The sequence below is a fragment of the Rathayibacter sp. AY1D5 genome (genome assembly GCF_002932515.1).
In the GTDB taxonomy this organism is placed as follows: Bacteria; Actinomycetota; Actinomycetes; order Actinomycetales; family Microbacteriaceae; genus Rathayibacter.
Map to the genome: position 1 here is coordinate 1 of NZ_PSVU01000019.1, position 26569 is coordinate 26569.

A 26569-nucleotide genomic window follows, 5' to 3' on the forward strand; every position below is an offset into this window, starting at 1 on the left:
ACCGGCGACCGCCCGTCCACCCCGCCGTCCCGGGAGCGCCCGAGGCGCCCCCGGGTCCGCGCTCGCACCGTGATCGGACGGCTCCTGGTCGCCCCCCTCACGGCGCCCGCCGCCTCCGCGGCCACTCTCGACCCGGGCGCCGGGCAGAGCACGCGGATCCAGGAGACGAACTCCTCGCTGACCTACAGCGGCTCGTGGCGCACGATGACGGGCGGCGACAGCGGCGGCGGGATCAAGTTCCTCAACAGCACCGGCTCCGTCTCGTTCAGCTTCCGCGGCACCGGCTTCAGCTGGGTCAGCCGCACCACCGCCTCCGCCGGAATCGCCACCGTCACGGTCGACGGCGCGAGCACCTCGGTCGACCGGTACACGAAGACCACGGCGTACCAGGTCCCGGTGTTCACGAAGAAGGACCTCGCCGACACCGTCCACACGGTCAAGATCGCGTGGAGCGGCACGGCCAACAGCTCCGCGAGCGACAAGAACCTCGTCATCGACGCGTTCGACATCACCCGCGCGACTCCCGCCACCGAGGAGCCGACCGACGAGACCGGCGGCGGCGAGGACGACGGCCCCGTGCTCGACCCCTCCGGAGCGACCAGCCTCCTCGTGCAGGAGACCGACCCCGCGCTGCAGTACACCGGCTCGTGGAGATCGATGGCCGGCGGCGACAGCGGAGGCGGGATGAAGTACCTGACGTCCGCCGGATCGGTGAAGTTCACCTTCGTCGGCACGTCGTGGCGCTGGATCAGCCGAAAGACCTCCTCCTCCGGCATCGCCGCGGTCTCGGTCGACGGCGGACCCGTCACCAAGGTCGACCGCTACAGCTCGACCGCGCAGTACCAGGTGCCGGTCTACGAGACGACCGACCTCGCCGAGGGCACGCACACCGTGACCATCTCCTACACGGGGACGAAGAACTCCAAGTCGACCGACAAGAACCTGATCATCGACGCGTTCGTCCTCGCCGAGGACGGCCTCGCGACCGACGCCGTGGAGCTCTCCCCCCTGACCGACGGCTACACCGTCGCCTGGGACGCGCCCTTCAGCTCGCGGGTCGTCTCGTACGACGTGCACCGCTCGAACGAGGACGGCTCCGGCGACACGGTCGTCGGCACCGTCGCCGACCCGGTGCGCCAGTACCGCGACGAGACCGCCGAGGCGGGACGCGCCTACACGTACACCGTCACGGCGACCGACGACGCCGGCCGCGACTCGCGGCTGAAGGAGTCGGCCACCACCTCGGCCGACATCCTCGCCTCCCGCGCCTCGCTGCTCGCGGCCTTCGACTGCCCCGCCGCCACCAAGACGGTGTCGACCTCGGCGCAGCTCGTCACGGCCCTGACCAACCCCTCCTCCGGCGACGTCATCCGCCTGGCCGACGGCGTCTACACCGGCAAGTTCGCCCTCCGCGGCACCGCCGCCCAGCCCGGCTCGATCTGGATCTGCGGCTCGCCCAACGCGGTCCTCACCTCCGGATCCACCTCGAGCGGCACCGCGCTCATCCTGAACACGGTGAGCGACGTGCACCTCGTGGGCTTCTCGGTCCGCAGCTCCTTCCAGGGCATCCAGGTGCTCGCCAGCAAGGGCGTCCAGATGGCCGGCCTGACGGTGAGCGAGATCGGCTACGAGGCGGTCCACTTCCGCAACCAGACCACCGACTCCCTGATCGTCGGCAGCACCATCCGCCGCACCGGCATCGTCTCCGCCAAGTACGGCGAGGGCGTCTACGTCGGCACCTCCGACCGCAACTGGTGCGAGTACAACAGCTGCAACCCTGACCGCACGGCGCGCATCGCGGTCGTCGACAACACGATCAGCGACACCGGCGCCGAGCCGATCGAGGCCAAGGAGGGCACCCTCGACGGCGACATCATCGGGAACACGGTCCTCGGCGGATCGCGGCTCGCCTCGGACGTCGTCTCGCTGATCCTGGTCTCGGGCAACAGCTGGCTGGCCGCGGGCAACTCCGCCGCGGGCACCACCACCTACGGCTACCAGGTGATCACCCGCGCCGACGGCTCGGGCAACGACAACACCATCAGCGGCAACCTCGCGCTGAAGACCAGCAACGCGGTGGTCTACCTCCACCAGCCGTCCAACTGGTCCACCAGCGGCAACACGCTGAGCTGCTCCAACTCCGGGAAGGACCTGATCGGGAACGTGGCCTGCACGCCGTGACCTGACCCGCTCCCCGCGCGCAGAACCGCCGCCGTCGTCCCCTCGACGGCGGCGGTTCTGCGTCTGCCCGCCTCCCGCCGACCACGCGGGAGTCGGCGGAGTCGCGCGCCAGTACGGCGACTTCTGCGGACTCGCGGGGTGAGCGGGCTCCCGGGAGCCGGTGAGGCACCTGGTCCGGCCACGGCGGGCGCTGGAGAGGGCTGGACGGGCCGGGCAGGTCCCGGGGAGTCGAGCGGGCCCGGACGGCGACGCCGCCTCCTGTCGAGTCCGCGGAAGTGGGCGGAGTCGCGCGCGAGTACTGCGACTTGAGGGGGCTCGCGGGGTGAGCGAGCTCCCGAAAGCCGGTGAGGCACGTGATCAGGCCACGGCGGGCGCTGGAGACGCTGAAAAGGGACGGACCGGTCGGCCGGGCCCCGGAGAGCCCGCGGGCCCGGACGGTGACGCCGCCTCCTGCCGAGACCGCGGAGGTGGGCGGAGTCGCGCGCGAGTACCGCGAGTTCTGCGGGCTCGCGGAGTGAACGGGCTCGCGGAGGGGTGGAGGGGGCTGGAGTGCCGGCCAGGCGTCGGAGGGGCCGGCTGGGCCCGGACAGAGGGCAAGCCGGGCCCCCGCCGGGCACCGCGCAGTCCCCGGATGCGGAAGAGCGCACCGCGGCCGGGGCCGGGGTGCGCTCTTCCGCAGCGTGCGAGGACGCGATCAGACGATCGCGGGGGCCTTCTGCAGCTTGTGGCGGGCCAGGACGACCGCGCCGACCACGGGGGTGCCGGCGGTCTCGATCCAGTGCACGTCGGCGGCGGCCTGGGGCGAGTCGACCTTGCCCTCGATCAGGACGAGGACGGCGCCGTCGGCCACGCCGCGGAAGGTCGGCGACTGCTCGGTCGCGCCGAGAGTGCCGGTGACGATCAGGACGATGTCGTAGACCTTCTCGAGCTCCTCGACCAGCGCGCGGAGGGCGTCGGTCGGCATCGGCGTGCCGGCCTGGGCGCCGCCCGCGGGGAGCAGGTCGACGCGGTCGGTCGAGCGCTTGATGATCGCGTCGTCGAGCGAGGCGGCTCCGGCGAGCACCTCGCGCAGGCCCGGGCGTCCGCCCGAGGCGGAAGCGAGAGCCGAGCCCTCGGCGGTGCCGTCCACGATCACGACGGACGAGCCGAGCACGGCCAGCGCCTTGGCGAGCAGCACCGCGCTGGCGGTGTGCGGGGTCTTCTCGGACGCCGGGGCGATCGCGAAGGAGGAGTACGAGCGGGTGCGCGCGATGGCGGAGAGCTCGAACGCGACGGCCGAGTAGCGGGCCGGGATCTCGGTCGAGTTCAGCATCTCGTCGAGCTTGGTGGCCTTGACCGGGACGATGCCCAGCAGCGGCCGGTCGATCGCGGAGCGGACGTCGTCGCCGCTGCGGAGGCGGCGGTCGAGGGCGGTCATCACGATCGCCACTCCCACGCCGACCACGGCGCCGCCGAGGATGCCGAGCGCGAGCAGGACGAGGATGCCACCGGTGACCGGCAGCTCCGGCGGGAGCGCCTGGCTGAGCACCTGGAGCTGGATCTGCGGGACGGCGACGCCGTTCGTGGTGGTCGCCGGATCGGCGCCCTTCACGGCCGCGTCGAGCTGGGCGGCGACCGCGTTGGCGATGACCGCGGCCTGCTCGGGCGAGGGGTCGGTGGCCGAGATCGTGATGACCACGGACTCCGGCTCGGCGAGGACGGTCACGCGCTTGGCGAATTCCTCGATGGGCTCGTCGATGCCGAGGCCGTCGATGACGCCCTGCAGGACGGTGTCCGAGGTGCCGAGGGCGACGGAGGTGACCGTGGCCTGGGAGGCGGCGCTGTTGGCCGCGACCCGGTCCGCGGTCGAGAGGACTCCGGACGAGGAGACCGCGACGTACACGCGTGCGTCCGCCTTGTACTGCGGGAGGAGGACGGCGTTGAGTACCAGGGCCGCCACGGCGCCGAGCAGAGCGAAGGCGACGATGTAGACCCACCTCCGGCCGATGCCGGCGAACAGTCCGTTCAAGGTCATGGTGTGTGGTGTCCCTTTCGTCGACTGCACCGGAGTGCAGGGGGTCTGACTGTAGCGTCGTGATGTGTCGTCCGCGTTGCGCGGAACCGGCCGCGAGGTTTCGCGCGGGAGCGGTGGATCAGAGGTGGGCCTGCAGGAAGGCGAGGATCGCCTTCTTGTTGTTCGGGGTGTTGTTCTGGAGCCCGTGGTGGCCGGAGCCGTCCACGCCGACTTCGGACGCCACTCCGGCGTCCTGCAGGGCGACCTGCATCGCGTCGGCCTGCTCGACCGGGACGAGCTCGTCCTCGGAGGTCAGCCAGATCTGCGGGGCGTCCGTGGAGTCGACCGAGGTGATCGGCGACGCGGGGATGCTCTGCGGGCAGGTCGTCGAGTCGATCTCGTCGCAGTCCAGGTAGGAGAGGATCTGCTCCTTCGCCTCGGGCACCGGCGTGCCCAGCGACATCCCGGTCTCGGTCATGTCGGCGACCGCCGAGAAGGCGACGACCGTCTTGACCCGCGAGCCCTCGGTGAGGGAGCCCTCGCCGAGCGTGCCCATGGTCGCTCCGATGATCGCTCCGGCGGAGCTGCCCATCACGCCGATGCGGGCGGGGTCGAGGCCGAAGCGCGTGACCTGCGCGGGCTCGCGCAGCCACTCCACGGCGGCCTGCGCGTCCTCGATCTGGCCGGGGTACCGGCTGTCCTGGAGGAGGCGGTAGTCGACGGAGACCGAGACGAAGCCGCGCTCGGCGTAGTACTCGCAGAGCTCGGTCATCCCGCCCTCGTCGCGGGCGCCGTCGACGAACCCTCCGCCGTGCAGCATCAGCAGCGCGGGGCGGTCGGTGCCGCCCGCGGTGGGGAGGCAGGCGTCGGCCTTCAGCGAGACGCCGTCGACCGAGCGGTACTCGATCGCCTTCTCCGTCGTGAAGCCGTCGGGCGTGCGGACGGGCTCGGGCTGCGAGGAGCAGCCGGCCAGCCCGAGGGCGACGGCCACGACGGCCGCCAGGACTCCGGCTCTGCGTGCTCGTGTCGTCTTCACTCGTGGGACTCCGCTCTCTTCTTCTCGTAACTGGGGGAGGTGCCGGGCTCATCGGCCGGGACCGCGACGGGATCGGAGACGACTCCGGGGCCGCGCGCAGGGACGGGCACGGGCTTGCGCCGCTTGCCGGGGCCGCCGAGGGCGGCCGGGGGGACGTAGATCCACTTGACCTTCGAGAGGTAGCGGGTCACGAAGAGCGAGAGGACGACCGCGAGCACCATCACGACCAGCAGCAGCGGCACCTCGAAGCCGCCGATCTCGGAGCGGTCCTCGGGGAGGATCACCCGCAGGATCGTGATGGCGATCACGATGAAGTAGAGGTGCAGCAGGTAGATGTGCAGGCTGCGCTCGCCGCAGATCGTGAAGAAGTTCAGGAATCGCACTCGGGAGAGGGCCCGCGACACGAGGATGCCCATCGCGACGGCGGCCATCTGGCCGGCGAGGGCGAGGAACGGCACCCAGCGGATCGGGAAGAGGAAGAGCACCGCGCTCAGCACGACGAAGACCGGAGTGACGTAGAGGAACGCGCGGCTCCCCTTCTGCTCGACGAAGTCGATGATCCTCTTCGAGTAGAGCGTGCCCACCAGGAAGAAGACGAACAGGGCGCCGATGCGGTTCCAGCCCACGTTGGTCGTGTTGAGGAGACCGGTGGTGAACATCGTCCCCATCACCGCGGCGAGGGCGACCTGCACGCGGTGGTCGACCTTGCGCAGGAGCCACGCGCCGAGCGTGAAGAGGACGAGGCCGTAGATGAACCAGTAGCTGCTGCTGGGCCAGAAGAACAGCAGGAGCAGGTTGAGCGGGTCGGTCGCGGGGAGCTCGCCGAGTCCGCCGTTCGCGAGCGGCACGACCAGGTAGAAGGCCATGCGGATCACGGACCAGACCACGTAGAGCCAGAGCAGCGGGTACAGCCTGCGGCGCCAGAGGTCGCCGAAGCTCCAGGTGCGGATGCGCGAGCCGAAGAGACCGGACACCAGGAAGAAGAGGGGCATCGGGAACAGCTCGAACACGACCTTGATGCGGCCGAGAGTGTTCTCGACCCCTATGTCACCGAGGTACAACGACGTGTGGTAATACACGACCATCAGGATGGCGGCACCCTTGGCGAAATCCACCCATTCGCGTCGGGCCCCGCCCGTAGGCTTCAGCAGCTTCATTCTCTCCCCCTTGTGCCCGGTCGTACCGCTCGTGAATTCCATCCGAGGTGAACAAGGCTCAGAGAAGGACGCAGGCTCGGTCGCAGAAGGCGACCGAGGATCAAGACTAAGGGTGTATCGTCCGCGCCGCACATTCGACGGAATAGTGACGAGGACTCGATTGCCGGGAAGCGCACTCCGGCCTCTCCGCGCACCGGGGAGACGACGGTCACCGGCGTCCGTTCCCGGCGCTCATCGCCGCTCGGTAGAGCGCGGGCGCCGCGGCGGCGAGCCCGAAGAGGACGGAGCGCTTGAGGTCGCGCCGGCGCACGAGCGCGACCAGGTGCCGGAGCCCCGCCTCGTCGTGCGCGGCCCGCCAGAGCCGGTCGGCCTCCTCGGGGCTGTGCGCGCCCGAGGTGGCGTCCTTGAAGCGGGAGAGCAGGGAGAAGCGCGCGCGGTAGTAGGAGTAGTCCTGCGAGTCGAGGAGGCGCGGGTCGAGCCCGCGGGCCGTCCGCTCGATCACGGCGGCGAGCCCGGCGAGCGAGTCGGCGCGCTTCGCGCCCGAGCGGATGATCGAGCCCGAGCGGAGGCGGTACTCGTAGACGGAGTCGGGGACGACGACGACCTCGTCGGCCGCGGCGAGCAGCTGCGCGACCTGCGCCTGGTCCGAGTGCTGGCGGATCCGCGTGAACTCGATGCCGTCGAACAGCTCGCGGCGGAACAGCTTGTTCCAGAGGTGCCCGGTCAGCTCCCCGACCAGGAGCGCGGTGAAGGCGCCCCGGCCCGAGAGCGCGAGCGGGCCGCGCAGGGAGCCGACGGGCGTGGATCCGGTGGCGTCGACCGTGACCGCCTGGGCGACCACCACGTCGGCGCGGCCCGCCTCCCCCGCCGAGAGCATGGCCTCGACCGCGGTCTCCGGCCACTCGTCGTCGGCGTCGACCAGCCAGACCCACTCGCCGGAGGCCTCGCCGACGGCGCGCTCGCGAGCGGCGGCGACGCCCTGGTTCTCGTCCTGGCGGAGGTAGCGGATCCGCTCGTGCTCCTCGGCGAACGCGCGGCCGATCGCCTCGGTCCCGTCGGTCGAGGCGTCGTCGACCACGAGGATCTCGAGCTCGGCGTGGGTCTGCCGCAGCAGGCGCTCCAGGGCGGAGGCGAGGTGCGCCTCCTCCTGGTGCGCCGGGACCACCACCGAGACGAGGGTCACTTCTGCCCCACGACCCGGCGGAGCACCGTCTCGAGGTCGCGGCCGCTGGACTCCAGCGAGAAGCGGTCGAGCCAGCGGTCGATGCCGGTGATCTCGAGCTCGCTCGCGCGGATCAGCGCGTCGGCGAGGTCGGAGGCGGAGGGGGTGAGCGCGAGCTCGCCGGTCAGGCCGGGGACGATCGCGTCCGCGACTCCGAGCGCCCCGGACACGGCGACCGAGGGGACGCCGGCGGCGGCCGCCTCGACCAGCACGTTGCCGAAGCCCTCGCGCAGCGACGGGAGCAGCACGACGGCGTTCTCGTCGAAGTGGTGGAACCAGTCCTCGACCCAGCCCATGTCCTGGAAGTCCACGCCGCGCGCGGTCGCCTCCGCCTTCATGCTGCCGAGCAGCGGGCCGCCGCCGAAGGAGACGACCTTCGCGGGGATGCCGCGGCGCTCCAGCTCCTCGGCCGCGAGGATCGCGAGCTCGGGGCGCTTCTGGACGACGAGGCGGCAGGGCAGCACGATCTGCAGGCCCGCCGCAGTGCCGGGGGTGCGCGAGACCTGGCGGGAGCGGTCGACCTTGGCGGTCGCCGGGTTCGGCACGACGGTGCAGCGCTCGCCCGAGACGCCGAAGCCGGCGACGAGCTCGCCCGCGACGGGGTGCGAGATCGCGATGACGTGGTCGGCGCGGCGGTAGAGCGTCTTGGCGAGCCCGAGCTGCACCTTCTGGGTCCTCGAGAAGCCCGGGATGCCGAGCGAGACGAGGTTGCGCTCGCTCACGATGGTCTTCGGGCGGTCCGCCTTCGCGGTCATCTCGGCCGAGGCCAGGAGCACGATGTTCGGGTAGCCCTGCAGGGCGACCGCGACGTCGGGGGTGCGGCGGCGGAACAGCTCCTTGAGCATCCGCGCCTTGCCGACGTGGCCCTTGCCCTCGCCGATACGGTGCAGCACCGCGCCCTCGGGGAGGTACTCGTCGGTGCCCTTCACCGAGGTGGTGACGACGTCGACGTGGTGGCCCTGCTCGAGGAGCCAGCCCATCCAGGTGCGGGCGACGAACTCGGCCCCGCCGCCGTGCAGCGACGTGACGACGAACATGATCCGCATGCGCGGTCCCTTCTCCTGCGCCGCGCTCATCGCACGACCTCCGCGCCGAGGCCGCGGGTGTTGAGCGCCGAGAGGCGGCGCACCTCGGGCATGGCCGCGTCGATGGTGGCGCGCACGCCGCCGTCGCCCGGCTCCGCGAGGATGCGGTCGATCACCGGGAGGACGCGGTCGGCGAAGCCGGGGACCGGCTCGACGCACAGCTGCGGCAGGCCGATGAGGCGCATGATGCCCTCGACCTTGCCCTGGGTGGCGAGGGTGATCGCGGGGACGCCGAGCGAGAGCGACATGATCGCGAGGTGCATGCGGCCGGTGACGGTCAGCAGGGCGTCCTCGGCGAGGCCGCGGATCTCGGCGGGCATGAGCACGCGGTCGACGACGGTGACGCCCTCGGATCCCACGCGCTCGGCGACCGCGCGAACGGCCACCTTGTCGTCGCCGATGGGGCGGGAGACGTGCGGGAGGAGCACGACATGCACGCCGGCGGCGCGGAGGCGGTCGACGATGCGCTCGTACTCCGGCACCTGGTCGACCATGCCGGCGACGAGGGCGCTCGCGTTCACGAGAGCGAAGGGGACGCCCTCGGGCAGCCCCAGCCCCTCGCGGAAGCTGCGGTCGCGGGTGCGCGCCGAGAAGACGATGTCCGTGACCTCCTCGACGCGCTGCACGCCGATGCTCCGGGCGCGCTCCGCCGAGAGCGGATCGCGGAGCATCGGGACGACGCCGGCGCGGGAGGCGGCGATCAGGGAGCGGCGGGCGGCGAGGCGGGCCGCCGCGTTCCAGGAGAAGCCGAGGATGCGCGTGGGCACCCCTGCCTCGGCGGCCGCCTGCGCGAGCAGGGAGCGGCGGACCGAGCCGCGGAGGCTGTACTTGCCGTCCATCATGTCGGCGCCGACGACCGAGACCGAGCGGGCGCGGCGGATCAGCGCGGCGTAGGCGCGGAGGTCGGCGGCGTGCGCGTCGCCCACTCCGTAGACCAGGTGCGGGAGCTCGACGACCTCGACCCGGTCGGCCTGCTCCTCGGGGATCACGACGTCGCCGGCGTAGCGCTGGACGACCACGACGGGACCGGTGGTGTTCTCGAGGAACGCCTCCAGCATCGCCTGGTCGCCGATGTTGCCGCTGCCGGGAGCGGCGATCACGAGGTGCGACTCGGGCTCTGGTCGGAGGTCCGCGAGGGCGGCGCGGAGCACCGCCGCGTCGCGGCGGGCGGGCAGGCGGGTCGTCGTGACGAAGTCCTTCTTCCAGGACTTGACGACGCCGAGCTTGAGTTTCATCGATCTCTTTCGGTGGGGGGAACGGCGGCGGGAGGCCGCTCGGAGTCGGGGGTGCCGGCCGTGACGGCTCCGTCGACCAGCGCGCTGTCGCCGGTGGGGCTGGTGGCGTCGACCGTGGCCGGGGCGGGAGCGGCGGCCGGGCGGCTGCGGCGGAAGTGGCGGCGCAGGTCGGCGAGGCCGAGGATCTGGCGGCGGAACGCGGGGAGGATCAGCATCCAGAGCCCGACCCCGACCAGGACGGCGGCACCGCCCACGAGGAGGCGGAGGACGGGCTGGTCGGCGGCGATCCAGACGGTGGAGAAGAAGGAGCCCACCGTGATCGAGCCGAACGCGATGCCGCTGCGGAGGCCGTTGGTGAACATCTCGCGGGCGGGGGCGTCGGAGGTGCGGCCGATCCAGATCAGCGCGATCGGCCAGGTGAGGGCGAGCGAGCCGGCGTACGCGACCGCGACGCCCGTCACTCCCCAGTTGGAGCCGAGCAGGATCAGGACGACCATCAGCGGGCGGGTCGCCAGGCTGTACCAGACGCTCTGGCGCACGAGGCCCTTGGAGAGGAACACCCACCAGGAGCAGTACGCCGTGGCCTGGAAGAACCCGGCCACGAGCAGGATCTGGAAGATCGGGACCGAGGCGAGCCAGCGCTCCCCCAGCAGGATCCGGATGACCGAGTCGGACTGGGAGCCGAGGACGGCGAGCACGAGGCCCATCACCGTCAGCATCGCCGACTGGCCGAAGAGGATGAACGTGCGGAACCGCTCGCGCTCGTCCTGCAGCTTGGAGAGCACGGGCAGGGCGACGCGCTGCGCCGGGGCGTTCAGCTGCTGCAGCGGCAGCATCATCAGCTGGAACGCGCGGTTGTAGAGGCCCAGGTCGACCGGGCCGAAGCGCGCGCCGATGATGACGGAGTCGACGTTCTTGCTCGCGTAGGTCAGCGCCTGGGTCGCGAAGACGCCGCCTCCGTAGCGGAGGAAGTGGCCCATCGCCTCGCCGCGGCGGTAGCGGCCGGGACGCCAGCCCGTGATGAAGACCAGCATCAGCACGCCGATGAGCGGCTGCACGACCTGGCTCGCGGCCAGCGCCCAGTAGCCGGCGCCGCCGAGCGCCATCAGCACGCCGACCACGAGGCCCAGCACCTGGCCGACGATGTCGACCAGGGTGAGCTTCACGAAGCGGAGGTGCCGGGCGAGGTCGGCGCGGAACTGCGTCGAGATCCCGTTGAGGAGGAACGTCGAGGAGAGCACGACGGTCAGCAGCTGGAGCCGGTCGTCGCCGTAGAGGGCGGCGATCGGCCAGGAGGCCGCGATGACCAGCAGGGTGAGGGTGAGGCCGATGCCCGCGTTCATCCAGAACAGGTTGCTCTTCTGGCCCGGCGTGATCTCCTTCGCCTGGATGGCGGCGGAGGAGAGGCCGAAGTCGCGGAAGATCTCGCCGATGCCGATGATCGCCGTGACCATCGCGAGCAGGCCGTAGTCGGCCGGCGCGAGCAGGCGCGCGAGGACGACGATGCTGCCCAGCTGGACGGCGATGCGGATCGCCTGCCCGCCGATGGTGACGGCGGCGCCGCGGCTCGCGGAGCGGCCGAGGCTCGGAGACGGCTTCTGCGTGGTCCCGGTCATCGGGTCGAGCCCTTCTTGGTGGCGATCGCGCCCTCGTAGGCCTTCTTGAGCTGGAGTCCGAGCACGTCCCAGTCGCGACCGGAGAGGGCGGGGAGCCCCTCCGTCGGACGGGTGCGCGTGCGCTCGAGCGCGGAGGTGATCAGCTCGGGCGTGAGATCGCCGTCGTACTCGATCACCCAGTCGCTGCCGACCTCCTCGGCCAGGGCCGTGTTGGTGGGCGTGCGCGGCACCAGGATCGGCCGGCCGAGCGAGAGGGCGACCAGGATCGAGCCGGAGTTGTGCATCTCGCGGTAGGGCAGGACGATCAGCTCGGCCCGGCCGATCTCGTCGACCATCTCGGCGTCGTCGACCCGGCGGAGCGTGGTGCGCACCCGGGTGTCGCGGGCGGCCCGCTCCTCGACCAGCTCGCGCTGGCCCGTGCTGGGGCTGCCGACCACGTGCAGGGAGAGGGAGTCGTCCTCCACGCCGCGGAACACGTCGATCAGCTCGACGACGCCCTTGTACGGGCGGATGATGCCGAAGTAGAGGACGCGGCCGTGCTCGCGCTCGGGCAGCGGGTGCTGGGCGAACTGGTCGCGGTAGTGCCCGTGCAGCACGGTGACGGCGGGCGCCCGGCCGGGAGTGACGGTCGTGGGGTTCAGGCGGACGAACAGGTCGGTCGCGCGGTCGATCCGGGCCAGCGAGCGGCGCTCGGCGGCGGGACCGAGCTCGTGCGGGTGCAGGTTGTGCACCGTGCGCACGAGCGGGATGCGCTGGAGTGCGAGGCGCACGAGCAGCACGTCGAGGGCGCGGCGGCGGAGGAAGCGGTGCAGCGGGCTGCGGCCGCGGATCATCAGCTCGGGCCAGTGCACGTGCAGCACGTCGTAGTCGGCGAGCAGGGCGCTGCGCCAGGAGAAGAACAGCAGCTCGACGCCGGGCGCGAGGCCGTCGACGATCGAGTCGACGTACTGCGTGGTCGAGTCCGGCGGCGCGAGCGACTGCTGGACGACGAGCGCGGCCGGCGACGAGTCGTTCCTGCGGGAGCGGCGGCTCACCGGTCGCCCCGCATCCCGACGGCCATCGGCGCGTCGAAGATCCGCGCCCCGAGAGGCTGGCGCATCCGGATGCCCTTCGAGAAGTCGGGGACGTGCACCGGGTTCAGGCAGATGATGACGAGGAAGCCCAGGAGCAGGTGGCTGGGGCGGACCGCGTCGATGGCGTTGTAGCCGGCGAGGCAGACCATGAAGCCGAGCAGGCCCGCCGCAGGACCGACGTCGCGACGGCTGAGCGTGGCGCCGAACATCGCGGCCACCATGATCACGAAGAGCAGCAGGCCGGGGATGCCGACGCTGATCAGCAGCTGCAGGAACGAGTTCTCGATGACGACGTCCGAGAACCGCCTGCCGCTGATGCCGGACGTCGCCGCTCCGGAGCCGAGCCAGTGCGTGAGCTCGGCCGCCTTCAGCGACACGGTCACCGCGAGGTCGCGGGCGCCGGCCGAGATGGAGGCGTCGAGGTTGTTGTTGCGGGCGGTGACGGGCTCGAAGTTCAGGACTCCGACACCCGCGACGAGCCCGGCGATCAGGATCGAGCCGGGCCGGAGCAGCGAGCGGTTCGGGTTGAGGAAGCCCACGGCGACGAGCGCGACGATGACCGCGACGGCGATGGCCGCCATCGGTCCGCGCGAGACGGTCGCGACGACGCCGCCCGAGGCCAGGATGCCCAGCAGCAGGTCCGACTTGCGGGAGCCCTGGAGCCAGGAGCCGAACGCGAGACCGGCGCCCACGGTGAGGAAGGTGCCGGCGAGCAGCGGGTGGCCGAAGGTGATCTCGGCGCGGTAGAGCGACCAGTGCTGGTCCTGCTCGTAGCCGAGGGCACCGTAGACGGCACCGAGGATCGGGGAGCTCTGCGCGACCAGCTCGAGGGCGGCGTAGAGGGCGAGCAGCCCGGAGAGGATCACCCACGTCTTGCGCAGCAGCACGGCCTCGCGCTGGGCGTCGAAGACGAGCATCGGCACGCCCACGCAGATCGCGAAGCTGAACAGCCACGAGACGCCCTCGCTCGCGAAGGAGCTGCGCACGGTCGCGACGGCCGACCAGAGCATGAGGGCGATGAACGCGAGGATCACCACGGCCCGCCACGGGGAGAGCACGAGCTCGCGGGTCCACGCCTTGACGGGGGCGCGCCACAGCTCGGGAGCGAGCCCGCGCCGGATCGCCCAGATCACGAGGATGACCGCCCAGAGCGTCATGCGGAACGTCAGGGTCGAGGGGGTGAGCGGCGTCGGGACGAGCGCGAAGAACGCGAGCGCCATCGCCGGCAGCCAGTGCGCGGGGACCCGCAGCAGAACGTAGGCGCCGACGATGCCGCCGACTCCGGCGGCGATCACCAGGAGGCCGGTGGCCGGCTCCCGGGTCGAGAAGATGTACCCCATCCCGAGGACGATCACCAGGGCGACCGAGAAGAGCGCGCCGACGAGGAGTCGTCGCGGGAGGATGTCGATCACGTCAGGGAGTCCTTCTGGCGTCGGAGCGGAGTGGTGGAGGAGGGGGCGGGCGGTGCGGCGCTCACGGGAGTGGTCCCGTCGGCCTCGATGAGGATCGCGATGCCCTCGCGAGCCGCCTCTCGGCGGCTGGGACGCCTGCGATGCCGTGCCCTCCTCCTCCACTGCTCGACCCTGGCGCCGACCCCCGGGGAAGAGGGGTCGCGTCGGTCCTGCCGCGGATCAGGCGGGGCCCTCCTGGAGCCAGCGGCGGAAGGTCTGAACCATGTCGTTGTTCGTGAAGGGGGGCACGACGTGACCGAACTGGCCCCCGTCACCGGAGTGGTACGCGATGGTCGTCTCTCGCGCGACGGGCTGAGCGAGGCGGCGCAGCCGTCCGCCGTGGAGCTCGGCCGGCACGAGAGTGTCGGCCGAACCGGCGGTGATCCGCAGGCGCGTGCCCGTCCAGAGGGACTGCGGCAGGCGCGACGGGTTGCCCGCGCGCAGTGCGTTCACGTTGCCGCCGTACGCAGCGAGGACGCGGCCGGGGTCGCGCGCTTCGGTGTCCTCGATGTTGTAGACGCCGCTGGCGTGGTAGGCGCCGTAGATGTTCGGGACCAGACGGTTCGCGTAGGCCCAGCAGAGCAGAGCGCCGCCGCCGGAATTCGAACGGAGGAAGCTCGCGCGGATCGACCACTGGCTCGTCACCCACTCGACGGCAGCCTTCTGAGCGGCGAGTGCGGGGGCGCTCGTGTAAGCGCTGCTGCCGCTGTACTGCGGGCAGATGCTGACGAATCCCTGGTCCACGAGCTTTTCGGCAGAGTTCTTGTAGGCGCCGGAGAGCGCCTTCCAGTCGCTCCCGCTCGCGTGGTAGTACCAGACGACCGGCACCGAGAGGTTCTTGCCCGGCACAGCGCTGTGCGGCACGAAGAGGCGCGCGGGATCGTTGCCGATCTTCACGTCGATGACCTCGTACGGCTTGCCGCCGGACTCTGAGCGGACGGTGTCGAGGCGCGAGACCTCGCCCGGGAGCCTCGGGATCACGCTGTAGTTCGGCGCGGCGAGCGCCGGGGTCGCCACCAGCGCGGAGGCGGTCGCGGCGGCTCCGACAGCGGAGGCGGCGAGCAGGAGGCGGCGCGAGAGGCCGCGCGGGGTGTCAGTCATATCGAGAATCCTTCGGAGCTTTCGCCATCAGTGTCGAGTCGGCCGACCATTCCGAATTCGACGCACATGAAGCGACGTCCGGCCCCCCAACCCATTCGAGAGTGTACGGGCCGCGGATGACGCGTGGATGTCGTTCTCATCACGTCTTGTCGCTCGGGCGGGGATCAGCGGGAGGAGGGGAAGAGTCGGCGGGAGAGGCTCGAGGACTTCTCGGCCGTCTCGTGCACCACGAAGGGCACGGCGGAATCGGCGGAGACGACCCGCCTCGCCGCGGCGAGTTCGAGCGTCTCGCGGGAGAGGCCCTCGATGTCGACGGTGACCGCGAGGCCGGAGTCGGCCAGGCGCGTGGCGATCTGCACCTGGTGGTCGTCGACGTGCTCGCCGAACGAGGCGCGGCGCGGGACCAGGATCGGCACCCGGCCCTGCTCGATGGCGCTGAGCGCGGTGCCCACTCCCCCGTGCGCGATGACGACGTCGGCCGCCTTCATCGCGGCGTTGAGCTCGTCGTGCGGCACGGAGTGGCGGCCGTCGATCCCGAGCCCGGAGACGTCGTTCGCTCCGGTCTGCCAGAGCACCTCCACGCCCTCGAGCAGCGGCGCGAGCGCGGCGAAGAAGCGGGGGAACGGGTAGCCGTCCTGCGTGCCGACCGAGACCACGGCGCGGCGGATCGGCTGCGGGACGACGTCCTCGACGCGGTAGGTGTCGAAGATCGAGCCGCCGAAGCTCCAGCGGTCGTCGGCCCAGGAGCGGTACTGGGTGTAGGTCGAGACGGCGGGGACCCGGGCGAGGATCCGACCGGTCATCGACGGGCCGAGCACGCGGGCGGCGCTCTCGATGTAGTGCGCGGGGATGCCGCGCGAGGCCGCGAGCGGCAGGAAGGAGAGGGCGGGGCTGGCGCCGGTGCTGAAGACGGCGTCGAAGGACCCGCGGGCCAGCAGGGAGCGGCCGATCATCGCGTTGCGGAGCACCGGCACCACGGCGCGGGGCGGCGGATCGGCGAGGTGGGTCACGCGCCGGTCGGCGAGGAGGGTGCGGCTGAGGGCGCTGTCGACGGTCGCCCAGTGCTGCTCCTCCGGGTCGACTCCGAGGAGCCCCGAGAGGGCGAACATCTCCTTGAGATGCCCGCCGCCGGAGCAGACGAAGAGATACGAAGCCATACGCGCCTTCACTGGTGATGATCGAGATAACAGGCGTGTGGATGATCGATCGTCCGCCGAGAACGACCCCCCGGTCCCTGGTGCAGAAGTCGCCCGATCATAGCAGGGAGGATCTCCGAGGGGCACTTCTCTGAGAGAACTGTTCACCTCGCCGGAAAGCGATAGGGGCTCATTCGACAGGCGATATCCGCTCACTTCTCCGGAGGGTGGAAAGCGATATCCGCTCGACTCGGGGATGACCGGGAACGTCGCTCGGCACCCCGATAGCGGACCGGCCGATTCCCGTCGATCACCTGCACCGCACGGGCCGCGCGCGTAGCGTCGGACCACCGGCGCAGAGGCCGGTCGACCCAGGAGGAGCGCCATGAGCGACAACGAGCAGAACAGCCCCGTGATGGACGGAGCCGAGGACGCCAGCAACGACGAGAAGCTCGGCGGCCTGATCGACCAGGTCGAGCACGACCACGGAGCCGAGGGCGCCGGCGCGATGGCCGACGCGCTCCGCGACCGCGCCGACGAGACCGACACCGAGATCACCGAGGAGTCGGACGCGTCCGGCCCGGTCGAGGACAGCGGCACCGCCCAGGTCTGAGCGACGGGGCCCGGAGGACGACTCCGGGCCCCGCTCCCTGATCGCTGGGGAGAGCGGTGGGCCCTCCGGATCGCTCGTCAGAGCGGCCCGGCGAGCGCCGCCCGATGTGCACCGGAGCGGCCCGGTGAGCGCCGCCCCACCCCCAAAGCCCTGTTTGACGGTGCGGGAGCCTCCGGTCACCATGGCCGCATGTCCTCTCTCGACGAGCTGCGCGCCACCGCGCATCCGATCCGCCTCCGTCTGCTGTCCCTGGTGACGGGAGCGGCGATGAGCGCCGCGGAGGCCGCCCGCGAGCTGCAGCTGTCGCAGGCGACGGCGAGCTACCACTTCCGCGTGCTGGAGCGCGCCGGGCTCGTGGCCGTCGTCGAGACCGTGCGCCTGCGGGGCGGCGAGGCGAAGAGGTACCGGCACGAGGCCTCCGGAAGGCCCTTCGACGTGACCGCGTCAGTGGACGCCGGGCCGGAGGAGGAGCGGGACCTGCACCTCGAGGCCCTGATCGAGGAGCTCCGGCGGCGCTCGTCGAGCCGGGCGGACGGTCCTCAGCTCTCGACGGACGCGGAGCTCTGGGTCGACCCCGAGGTCTGGCGGCGGGTGGTGCGGCACGTCGGGGAGGCGTCCGCGCTGCTGCACGCGGCGGCCCGGCCGCCGAGGACCCCCGGGACCGCGCCGGTGTCGATGACGACCGCCATGTTCCCGCTCCGCCGGCCGTGACCCGCGACGGGCGCGGGCCGCTGGCGCACGGTCCTCTCGCGCACGGCCCCTTCCGCTGGCTCCTCGCCGCCCGCACGACCGGGGTCCTCGGCAACGCCGTCGCTCCGATCGCCCTGGCCTTCGCCGTGCTGGACCTGACGGGCTCGCCGACGGACCTCGGACTCGTCGTCGCCGTGCGCTCCCTCGCCAACGTCGCCGTCCTGCTGCTCGGCGGCGTCCTCGCCGACCGGCTCCCCCGCTCCGTGATCCTCGTCGGCACCTCGCTCGCGGCGGCGGCCACTCAGGCCGCGGTCGCCGTGACGGTGATCACGGGGACAGCGACCGTCGCGGCCCTGGTCGTGCTCAGCGTGCTCAACGGCGCCGTCGCGGCGATGAGCCTGCCCGCCGCGGCCGCCCTCGTCCCCGAGACGGTGCCGGTCGGCGAGCTCCGCCCGGCCAACGCCCTGCTCCGCCTGGGCCTGAACGCCGGGAGCATCGTCGGCGCCTCGGGCGGGGCCGCGCTCGTCGCACTGGTGGGTCCCGGGTGGGGGCTGGCGGTCGACGCCGCGGGCTTCGCCCTGGCCGCGGTCCTCTACTCCCGTGTGCGGCTGCCGCGGACGGTCCGCTCGGGCCCGGGCGCCTCCGTCCTCGCCGACCTCCGCGAGGGGTGGCGGGAGTTCACGAGCCGGCGCTGGGTGTGGATCGTCGTGGCGCAGTTCACCGCCGTCAACGCCGCGTTCGTCGGCGCGACCACGGTCCTCGGCCCGGTCGTCGCCGACCGGTCCTTCGGCCGAGCGGCATGGGGACTCGTGATCGCCGCACAGACCGTCGGTCTGGTGATCGGGGCCGTGATCGCGCTGCGCTGGCGGCCCCGCCGGGCGCTGGGGGCGGGCGTCGCCCTCATGGCGGTGACGGCCGTCCCGGTCGCCGCCCTCGGGATCCTCCCGGCGCTCCCCGCCCTCCTCCTCGCCTTCGCCCTCGGCGGAGTCGCGCTCGAGATCTTCGCCATCGCCTGGGACCAGTCGCTGCAGACCCACGTCCCCCGCGAGGCGCTCGCCCGGGTCTACTCCTACGACATGGTCGGCTCCTTCCTCGCCGTGCCGCTCGGGGAGGCGCTCGTGGGCCCGCTCGCCGACCTCGTCGGGCTCGACCGCACCCTGCTCGGCTGCGCCGCGCTCGTCCTTGTCGCCTCGCTCCTCGCGGCCTCCAGCAGGAGCGTCCGCGGGGTGGGCACGGACCGTCCGCGGCCGGAGACGCTCTAACACGTCTCGGGAGGTGCGGGTGAGGGGGCGAGCGGTCGGAGGTGCCGGAGGATCGCGGCCGCGACCGCCCCGGGGGCCTCGCGCTGCACGAAGTGGCCGACGCCGTCGAGCTCGATCAGCTCCCGGCCTGCGGAGAAGTACCGGCCGTTCGCCCGTGCGAGGGCGGGCGTCTCGCAGCCGTCGGCCGTCCCGAGGAGGAATGTCGTCGGCGCGTCGATGCGCGGCCAGGCGTCGAGGGCCTCCTGCGCGGCGCGGTACACGGCCCGGCCGGGCGCCTCCCCGGCGCCGTGCCGGTAGTAGTCGACGACCGTGTCGGCGAAGCCGCTGGTCGCCGTCGCCGCGAGGACCTCCTCCAGGGCCTCCGACGGGAGGGAGCCCGGAGGCGACCACTCCCGCCAGGCCCAGCGGACGAGCTGCGCCGGGTCGCCCCGGAACGCCTCCGCTCCCGCGGCCGTGCAGAGCCAGTAGCGGTACCAGGCCGCGGCGGCGTCGTCGAGGACCTCGCCGCCGCTCAGCTCGCTCGACGGTCCGTACGCGGTGGCGAGGGTGACCAGTGCGCCGACCCGCTCGGGCGCGAGCGCCGCGACGGCGTGAGCGCTCCGTGCTCCCCAGTCGTGGCCGACGAGCACGACAGGCCCGAGGTCGAGCGCCTTGAGGAGATCGAGCAGGTCGGTGGCCAGCGCGGCCACCTGCCCGGACCGCGCCCCGGGGTCGACGACCCGGGTCCGCCCGACCCCGCGCAGGAAGGGGCGCACCACCCGGAGCCCGGGGGGAAGCAGCTCCAGGACGCCGTCCCAGGTGGCGGGGACGTCGGGGAAGCCGTGCACGAGCACGAGCGGAGTGCCGTCCGCCGGGCCCTCGTCGAGGTAGTGGACGTCGGTGAAGCGCGTGGACAGGACGCGCGCACCCGTCCCCTCCTGCTCCGGCCCGTCCGAACGGGAGTGCCGCGGCCCGCTCACGGGCGGTAGAGGGCGTCGACGGGGACCTCGCGGCTCGAGCCGTCCCGGGTGGTGATCGTGACCTAGTCCCTTCCCGGAGGTGTGCGGACGGAGTGCGCTCCCGCGTCAGTCGGCGAAGATGGCGCCGACCGGCTCGCGCTTCTCGGCCTGGAAGCGGTCCTCGGCGCGGCCGAGAGCCCAGTAGGCCGAGAGCGAGAGCGCCCGGCGCTCCACCCCCCACTCGTCCTGCAGGAGGGCGCGCAGCTGCTTCATCGCGGTGCGCTCGCCGTGCGCGAAGACCTCGAGCACGCCCTCGGGCCTCGGCTCGGCCCGCACGGCAGCGACCAGCGCCCGGCCGGCCTCGAGACCGCCGCGGTGCAGCCAGCGGACCTCCACTCCGGCCGGGGCGGGAAGATCGAGCTCGTCGGCGGCCGAGTCGACCTCGATCAGGACCAGGCCGCGGGCGTGCGCGGGCATCCCCTCGAGGGCGGAGGCGATCGCCGGCAGAGCGGAGTCGTCGCCGAGCAGCAGGTGCACGACCTCGGGGTCGGCGCTCGGCGACCAGGCGCCGCCGGGCGCGGAGAGCGCGATCCGGTCGCCGGGAGCCGCGGCGAGCGCCCACGGTCCCGCCACCCCTTCGTCGCCGTGCACGACGAAGTCGACGGCGATCGAGCGCCGCTCGAGGTCGACCGAGCGGACGGTGTAGGTGCGGCGCACGGGCAGCTGCTCGGGGGCGACGCTCGCCCGGAGCGCGTCGAGGTCGAAGGGCGGCTGGAGGTCGGAGCCGCGCGGCGGGAGCAGGAGCTTCACGTAGCGGTCGGTCGCGGCGAGGCGCTCGGGGTCGGACTCGGCGAGGAACGCGTCGAGCCCGTCGCCGCCGAGGTGCACGCGGACCAGGTGGCCGGTGAGGCGCTCGGTCCGCAGCACGGTGAGCACGTGCTGGCTGCGGGCGCGGCGCGGGCGGTCGGGGGACGGGGCGGCGTCGGTCATCCGTCCAGCATGCCCGGTCGTGCTCGGTGCGGGCCGAGTGCAGGCGCCCGCGGGCGGGCGGGCGCCGAGGGGGCACGAACGGTCGCTTCGGGAGGGAGGAAGGGACCGTTCGTGACGCATCGGAGCAGGCCGGAGGCACGGCCGGGACGTCGCGGCGGCGCCGAGCGCGAGGCGGCGGTGCGGGCGCGCGTGCGGACGAGCGGGCGCCGAGGGGTCACGAACGGTCGCTTCGGGAGGACGGAAGGAGCCGTTCGTGACGCATCGGAGCAGGCCGCGGCGGGACCGTGACGTCGCGGCGGGGATCCGCGCGAGCCGGCGGCGCGGGCGCGCGTACGGACGAACGGGCGCCGAGGGGTCACGAACGGTCGCTTCGGAAGGGCGGAAGGAGCCGTTCGTGACGCATCGGAGCAGGCCGAGGCGGGACCGGGACGTCGCGGCGGGGATCCGCGCGAGCCGGCGGCACGGGCGCGCGTACGGACGAACGGGCGCCGAGGGGTCACGAACGGTCGCTTCGGGAGGGCGGAAGGAGCCGTTCGTGACGCATCGGAGCAGGCCGGGAGCACGGATGGGGCATCGCGGCGGGGATCCGCGCGAGGCGGCGGCGCGCGCGGGCGCTGATCCGTCGCTCACGGCCCGCGGAGGAGCGCAGGACGGGCCGTCCGCGACGGATCGGAGCGGGCTGGACGCGGCTGGGCGCCGCATGCGGAGCGAGCGCGGGCCTGCCGGACGGCGTCGGGCGTCGATCCGTCACGAACGGCCCGTGCGGGAGGACGGAACGGGCCGTCAGCGACGGATCGGAGCGGGCGGCCGGAGGCCCGGGCCGACGGAGCGGAGCGGACAGCAGCGCCCGTCGGCGGAGCGGGCGGCGCCGCGGCCGGTCAGCGACGGCTGGGAGCGAGCGGCCGGAGGCCCGGGCCGACGGAGCGGAGCGGACAGCAGCGCACGTCGGCGGAGCGGGCGGCGCCGCGGCCGACAGCCCGGCGCCCGCGGGCGGGGCGGGCGGCGCCGCGGCCGGCGGAGCGGAGCGGACAGCAGCGCACGTCGGCGGAGCGGGCGGCGCCGCGGCCGACGGCCCGGCGGACGGCCCAGCGGACGGCCGGTGGCGCGAGGTGCGCTCGCGCCGGGCGCGGCGGCGGAGGCGCGCCTACTCTCGCGGGATGACTGCGACGGCTCCGCGACTCCGGCACGACCGACTGGTCGCCCCCGACGTGCTGCGCGGAGTGGCGGTGGCTGCCATGCTCGTCGCGCACGCGATGCCGCTCGTGCCGAGCGCGCGCACGGGGGTCGTCGGGTTCCTGGCGTGGAACGTCAACGATCTCGCGTCGCCGCTGTTCGCGCTGGTGATGGGGATGTCGGCGGCCCTGGTGCTCGCTCGGCCCGGTGCCTCGCCCGGGCGGGTGCTGCTGCGGAACGCGATCCGCGGCGCAGTGCTCGTGGCGCTCGGCGTCTGGCTCGAGACCTGGGGCAGCTGGATCGCGATCGTGCTGCAGTACCTCGGCGTCGTGCTCGTGCTCGGCACGCCGCTGCTGCTCCTCCGCTCCCGGATCATCGCCGCGCTGGCAGCCGTGCTCGCGCTCACCGCCGGGCCCGTGAACGCCGCGGTCGCCGCCGCCGCACCCGGCTCTCCGCTCGCCCTCTGGCTCTTCACCGGGCCGAGCTACCGCGCGACCAACCTGCTCCCCTTCTTCCTCCTCGGAGCCCTGCTGCTGCGGCACGGCGCGCAGCGCGACCGGCTGCTGCCGGTGCTCGCGGCGGTCGCGGTCGTCGCGTACCCGGTGCGGCCGCTGGTCGCGCTCCTGCTCGGCGTGGAGTCGCCCTCCGGCAGCCTCCCGGACACTCTGCACGACCTCGGGCTCGTGCTCCTGGCCTACGTCGCGGTGGTGCTGCTGACCACGTCGCGCTCCACCGCTGTCCAGCGGCTGCTGGTGCCGCTCCGGGCGATCGGCACGCTCGCGCTCTCGGTCTACGTGCTGCAGGTGGCGCTCGTCGCAGCGCTCGCGCGGGCGGGCCTCGGCTACTCCGCCGACACTCCGCTCGCCGCTCTCGCCCTCGTGCTCGGTTTGTGCACGGCCGCCGTGCTGTGGTGGCGGTTCCTCGGTGCCGGCCCCGTCGAGCGGCTGACGGCGCGGCTCACCGGGCTCGTGCCGCGCTGAGCCGCCCGGCCGCCCGGCTGGGTCCGCGGCGAGGACCTGAGCCCGCTGCGGTCCCCGGCGAGCTCGCCTGAGCTCGCGTCGGGCCGCGGCGACCTCGGCTGAGCCCCCGACGCCCGACGGCCCGCACACGGGCGCAGGCCGCCGGGCGTCCCCTCCCTCAGCGCGCGAGCGCCGACGCCTCCTTCGCGAGGGCCGGGCCGTGCGCCGCGAGCACCAGGTCGCGCACCGCGGTGGCCGGGAGCGACGCGGCTCCGGCCGGCAGCAGGTCCGCGTCCGAGGCCAGCACGAGCGGAGTGTCCGCCGACGAGGACGGCAGCCTCCCGTGCGTGCCGCGCACGAGCGACGCGTCCAGGGGCACCAGGTTCATCGCGTAGCGCAGCCCCAGTGCCTTCTTGGCCAGGTTGCCCGCCGCCTTCGCCTTCACCAGCGGGTCGGCCGGATCGAAGAAGAGCTCGGCCGGGTCGTAGCCGGGCTTGCGGTGGATGTCGACGCCGCGGGCGAAGTCGGGCGCGCGGTCGTCGTCGAGCCAGTAGTAGTAGGTGAACCACGCCCCCGGCCGGGCGACCACGACGAACTCGCCCGAGCGCTCGTGGTCGAGGCCGTAGCGGGCCTGCGCCTCCCGGTCGAGCACCTCGTCGACGCCGTCGAGCCCCTCGAGGATCGAGCGCACCCGCGGCAGGTCCGCCGCGTCCTGCACGTAGACGTGCGCGACCTGGTGGTCGGCGACGGCGAACGCGCGCGACGTCCACGGGTCCAGCTGCTCCCGGCCGTCCTGCACGTAGACCTCGAGCAGGCCCTCGCGGCGGAGCGCCCGGTTCACGTCGACCGGGGTGTCGGCGTCGGCGATCCCGTACTCGGCGACCACGATCACCGACGCGCCCAGCGCCTCCGCGTCGTCGAGCAGCGGAGCGAGCACCACGTCGAGCTCCGACGCGGCCCGGCGCGCCTCGGGCGAGTCCGGTCCGAAGCGCTGGAGGTCGTAGTCGAGGTGCGGCAGGTACGCCGTGGTCAGCTCGGGCGGTCCGGAGCCGTCGCCCGCCAGCACGTGCCGGGTCGCGTCGACCATCCACTGGGTCGAGCGGAGCGACGCGGTCGGCCCCCAGTACTGGAACAGCGGGAAGGCGCCGAAGCGCGAGACCAGCTCGTCGTGCAGCGCCGGCGGGCGCACGTACGCGTCCGGCGACTTGCGGCCGTCGGCGTGGTAGATCGGGCGCGGAGTGACGGTGACGTCGGTCGTCGCCCCCATCGCGTACCACCAGCCGATGTTGGCCGCGCGGTACGGCTCCCCGCTCAGCCGGCGTGCGGTCTCCCAGACCTTCTCCCCCGTGACCAGGCGGTTGTGCTGGCGCCACAGGTGCACCTCGCCGAGGTCGCGGAAGTACCAGCCGTTGCCGACGATCCCGTGCTGCGCGGGCATCGAGCCGGTGAGCATGGTCGACTGCACGCTGCAGGTGACCGCGGGCAGGACCGTGTCCAGCGGCAGGCGCCCGCCCCCGCGGGCCAGCCGCGAGAGGCGGGGCATGTCGGCGAGCGCCGTCGAGGTCAGCCCGACCACGTCGAGCAGCAGCACGGGCCTCACAGCGCCGCCGCCTGCGGGAGGAGGGGCGCCAGCAGCGCCTCTCGGGAGGCGGGCGTGAGCAGGTGAGCGGCCGCCCAGGCGAGCTCGGCGCCGATGCCCGTCGAGAGGTCGCTCGGGGCGTCGGCGAGCACCGACCAGGTGTAGGTCTCGACGTCGAGGTGGATCTCGTCGTACGGCCAGGCGGCGTCGACCGCCGAGACCGCCTCCGCCAGGACCGCCGTGGTGGCCGAGAGCGGCGCCTCCGGCCGGTGGTGCAGCGGCACGTGGAAGTGCACGCGCCACGGGCCGGTGCCGGGGAGCGTGTCCAGCGCCTCGGGCAGGTCGTCGACGCGGAGCACGCCGTCGATCCCGTTCTCGCGGGTCTGGTGCAGGTAGCGCTTCTCGACGAACGGGGTGAGCGCGGCGCGGCCCGAGGGGTCCTCCAGGTGGAGCGCGGCCGAGGCCTGCACCTTGACCACGCGCAGGCCCGCGTCGCGGATGCGGCGCACGGCCGAGACCGGATCGGCGAAGGAGACGGCGAGGTGGCAGGTGTCGAGGCACACGCCCACGTACGCCGGGTCGACCACTCCGATCCGCGGGTGCAGCCAGTCGACGACGTCGTCCACGGTGTCGAGGATGCAGCCGGGCTCGGGCTCGATCGCCAGGCGGATCGCGTGGCCGGTGGAGCGGCGCAGGTCGCGCAGCTCCTCGACGAGCCGGGCGAGGTTGCGGCAGGCGGCCTCGTCCTGCTCCCGTCCCCAGCCCTCGCGCCAGCCCAGAGGCAGCGTCGAGATGCTGCCGTCGGCGCCGGCGGGCAGCAGGTCGGCCAGGATCCGCGCGCAGTCGATGGTGTACTGCAGGCGCTCCGGCGTGGTCCAGTCGGGGCGGTAGACGTCGAGCTTCACGACCTCGGCGTGGAACGCGGCGTACGGGAAGGCGTTGAGCGTGCGCACCTCCAGGCCGTTGCGCTGCAGGGCCGCGCGGAGGACGGCGCGGTCCTCGGCGCTGGCGACCAGGCGGGCCGCGAGGTCGCGCGGGATCCACAGGCCGACTCCGACCAGGGCGAGCCCGGCGGCCACGCGCGCGGGTCCGGCGTAGACGTCGAGCTGGCGGACGACTCCGGCCAGGTCCTCGGCGGGATGGACGTTGGTGCAGTAGGAGAGGTGCATCACACGACCTCCGCCACGCGCGGCGCGCCCCGGAGCACGGAGTTGCCCTCGAAGGTGCGGCCGGCCGACTCCTGCACGTCGAAGCCCGCGACGGGCGAGAGGTCCAGGCGTCCGCTCTGCCCGTAGAACTCGACCGGGTTCTGCCAGAGCAGCCGGTCCACGTCTCCCGCGCTGAATCCGGCGACGAGGAGGAGGCGGCCGGTCTTCGCGGTCGTGAGCGGGTCGGAGCGGCCCCAGTCGGCGGCGGAGTTGACCAGCACGCGGTCCAGCCCGATCCGCTCGACCAGCGTCACCAGGCGGGTCTCGTCCATCTTCGTGTCGGGGTAGATCGAGAAGCCCATCCAGCAGCCGGAGTCGCGGACCGCGTCGACGGTGACCTCGTTGAGGTGGTCGACGAGGACCCGCCCGGGCTCGAGCCCCGAGTCGGCGACGACCTCGAGGGTGCGGCGGGTGCCCGACTCCTTGTCGCGGTGCGGGGTGTGCACCATCGCGGGGAGGCCGTGCTCGCCGGCGAGCTCGAGCTGCTGGCGGAAGACCTGGTCCTCCTCGGGGGTGAGCGAGTCGTAGCCGGTCTCGCCGACCGCGACGACGCCGTCCTTGGCGAGGTAGCGGTCGAGCTCGGGCAGGACGGCCCGGCAGCGCGGGTCGTTCGCCTCCTTCGGGTTGAGCCCGATGGTGCAGTGGTGGCGGATGCCGAACTGCGCGGCGCGGAAGCGCTCCCAGCCGATCAGGGCGTCGAAGTAGTCCGTGAACGAGCCGACGTTCGTGCGCGGCTGGCCGAGCCAGAAGGAGGGTTCGACGACCGCGCGGACGCCGGCGTCGAACATCGCCTGGTAGTCGTCGGTGGTGCGGGAGGTCATGTGGATGTGCGGGTCGAAGATGCGCATCGTCGCGCCTTTCTCATCGGTGG

21 protein-coding genes are annotated in these 26569 nt (G+C 73.1%); 5 read left to right on the forward strand and 16 right to left on the reverse strand.

The features are described 5' to 3' along the window. Positions 1–2181: hypothetical protein (locus C5C82_RS07610; protein WP_219814828.1), on the forward strand; the 2181-nt coding region annotated here is incomplete at its 5' end. 694 nt (positions 2182–2875) lie between these two features. Here the strand turns inward: C5C82_RS07610 and C5C82_RS07615 are convergent. From C5C82_RS07615 to C5C82_RS07665, 11 genes are all read right to left on the reverse strand, one after another. Further along, positions 2876–4195: a Wzz/FepE/Etk N-terminal domain-containing protein gene (locus tag C5C82_RS07615; RefSeq protein ID WP_104233544.1), complete on the reverse strand. Its 1320-nt coding sequence runs from the start codon at positions 4193–4195 to the stop codon at positions 2876–2878. 118 nt (positions 4196–4313) lie between these two features. After that, positions 4314–5210, reverse strand: coding sequence for an alpha/beta hydrolase (locus C5C82_RS07620; protein ID WP_104247646.1), 897 nt, complete (start codon positions 5208–5210; stop codon positions 4314–4316). Then, complete coding sequence (locus tag C5C82_RS07625) at positions 5207–6367, reverse strand: acyltransferase family protein (RefSeq protein ID WP_181134417.1); 1161 nt, start codon at positions 6365–6367, stop codon at positions 5207–5209. Before C5C82_RS07625 ends, C5C82_RS07620 begins: the two co-directional genes overlap by 4 nt. A gap of 208 nt (positions 6368–6575) precedes the next feature. Then, positions 6576–7550: a glycosyltransferase family 2 protein gene (locus C5C82_RS07630; RefSeq protein ID WP_181134418.1), complete on the reverse strand. Its 975-nt coding sequence runs from the start codon at positions 7548–7550 to the stop codon at positions 6576–6578. Further along, on the reverse strand, positions 7547–8635 hold the full coding sequence (locus C5C82_RS07635) for a glycosyltransferase (protein ID WP_181067812.1): 1089 nt from the start codon (positions 8633–8635) through the stop codon (positions 7547–7549). Before C5C82_RS07635 ends, C5C82_RS07630 begins: the two co-directional genes overlap by 4 nt. Before the next feature lie 26 nt (positions 8636–8661). Next, the gene (locus tag C5C82_RS07640) at positions 8662–9909 is read right to left on the reverse strand and encodes a polysaccharide pyruvyl transferase family protein (RefSeq protein WP_104233543.1); all 1248 of its coding nucleotides are present in this window, start codon (positions 9907–9909) and stop codon (positions 8662–8664) included. Beyond that, the gene (locus C5C82_RS18180) at positions 9906–11525 is read right to left on the reverse strand and encodes a lipopolysaccharide biosynthesis protein (protein WP_104233542.1); all 1620 of its coding nucleotides are present in this window, start codon (positions 11523–11525) and stop codon (positions 9906–9908) included. Before C5C82_RS18180 ends, C5C82_RS07640 begins: the two co-directional genes overlap by 4 nt. Next, positions 11522–12559, reverse strand: a complete 1038-nt coding sequence (locus C5C82_RS07650) for a glycosyltransferase (protein WP_104292619.1) — start codon at positions 12557–12559, stop codon at positions 11522–11524. Before C5C82_RS07650 ends, C5C82_RS18180 begins: the two co-directional genes overlap by 4 nt. Continuing rightward, positions 12556–14010 carry an O-antigen ligase gene (locus C5C82_RS07655; RefSeq protein ID WP_104233540.1) on the reverse strand — a complete coding sequence of 485 codons (1455 nt, stop codon included), beginning with the start codon at positions 14008–14010 and terminating at the stop codon, positions 12556–12558. Before C5C82_RS07655 ends, C5C82_RS07650 begins: the two co-directional genes overlap by 4 nt. A gap of 219 nt (positions 14011–14229) precedes the next feature. Next, the gene (locus C5C82_RS07660; RefSeq protein ID WP_104249975.1) at positions 14230–15150 is read right to left on the reverse strand and encodes a hypothetical protein; all 921 of its coding nucleotides are present in this window, start codon (positions 15148–15150) and stop codon (positions 14230–14232) included. A 164-nt stretch (positions 15151–15314) separates the two neighbouring features. Continuing rightward, a complete protein-coding gene (locus C5C82_RS07665) occupies positions 15315–16307 on the reverse strand; it encodes a glycosyltransferase (RefSeq protein ID WP_104324895.1) in 993 nt (330 codons plus the stop codon). A gap of 364 nt (positions 16308–16671) precedes the next feature. Between C5C82_RS07665 and C5C82_RS07670 the strand changes: the two genes are divergently transcribed. The 3 genes from C5C82_RS07670 to C5C82_RS07680 all read left to right on the forward strand — a co-directional run bounded on the left by C5C82_RS07670 (position 16672) and on the right by C5C82_RS07680 (position 18851). Further along, entirely contained in the window at positions 16672–16899 is a 228-nt protein-coding gene (locus tag C5C82_RS07670; protein WP_104222474.1) for a hypothetical protein, read from the forward strand. 189 nt (positions 16900–17088) lie between these two features. Next, the gene (locus tag C5C82_RS07675) at positions 17089–17610 is read left to right on the forward strand and encodes a helix-turn-helix domain-containing protein (protein ID WP_104222473.1); all 522 of its coding nucleotides are present in this window, start codon (positions 17089–17091) and stop codon (positions 17608–17610) included. Further along, positions 17607–18851, forward strand: a complete 1245-nt coding sequence (locus C5C82_RS07680) for an MFS transporter (RefSeq protein ID WP_258066026.1) — start codon at positions 17607–17609, stop codon at positions 18849–18851. Before C5C82_RS07675 ends, C5C82_RS07680 begins: the two co-directional genes overlap by 4 nt. Here C5C82_RS07680 and C5C82_RS07685 read toward each other — a convergent pair. Both C5C82_RS07685 and C5C82_RS07690 read right to left on the reverse strand, forming a co-directional pair. After that, a complete protein-coding gene (locus C5C82_RS07685) occupies positions 18848–19810 on the reverse strand; it encodes an alpha/beta fold hydrolase (RefSeq protein WP_104296014.1) in 963 nt (320 codons plus the stop codon). The two genes, C5C82_RS07680 and C5C82_RS07685, sit on opposite strands and share 4 nt — an antisense overlap. Positions 19811–19915: 105 nt before the next feature. Further along, on the reverse strand, positions 19916–20779 hold the full coding sequence (locus C5C82_RS07690) for a siderophore-interacting protein (protein ID WP_104237953.1): 864 nt from the start codon (positions 20777–20779) through the stop codon (positions 19916–19918). Between the two features lie 1157 nt (positions 20780–21936). Between C5C82_RS07690 and C5C82_RS07695 the strand changes: the two genes are divergently transcribed. Then, the gene (locus C5C82_RS07695; RefSeq protein WP_104296013.1) at positions 21937–22932 is read left to right on the forward strand and encodes a DUF418 domain-containing protein; all 996 of its coding nucleotides are present in this window, start codon (positions 21937–21939) and stop codon (positions 22930–22932) included. Positions 22933–23089: 157 nt separating this feature from the next. Here C5C82_RS07695 and C5C82_RS07700 read toward each other — a convergent pair whose 3' ends face one another. Genes C5C82_RS07700 through C5C82_RS07710 form a run of 3 tightly spaced genes read right to left on the reverse strand, consistent with a single transcriptional unit; the run spans position 23090 to position 26546 of the window. Then, positions 23090–24511, reverse strand: a complete 1422-nt coding sequence (locus C5C82_RS07700) for an alkaline phosphatase family protein (RefSeq protein ID WP_104233534.1) — start codon at positions 24509–24511, stop codon at positions 23090–23092. Continuing rightward, positions 24508–25659, reverse strand: coding sequence for a metabolite traffic protein EboE (gene eboE / locus C5C82_RS07705; protein ID WP_104222467.1), 1152 nt, complete (start codon positions 25657–25659; stop codon positions 24508–24510). Before eboE ends, C5C82_RS07700 begins: the two co-directional genes overlap by 4 nt. Further along, the gene (locus tag C5C82_RS07710) at positions 25659–26546 is read right to left on the reverse strand and encodes a TatD family hydrolase (RefSeq protein ID WP_104222466.1); all 888 of its coding nucleotides are present in this window, start codon (positions 26544–26546) and stop codon (positions 25659–25661) included. The genes eboE and C5C82_RS07710 overlap by 1 nt, the downstream gene beginning before the upstream one ends. Positions 26547–26569: the final 23 nt, after the last annotated feature.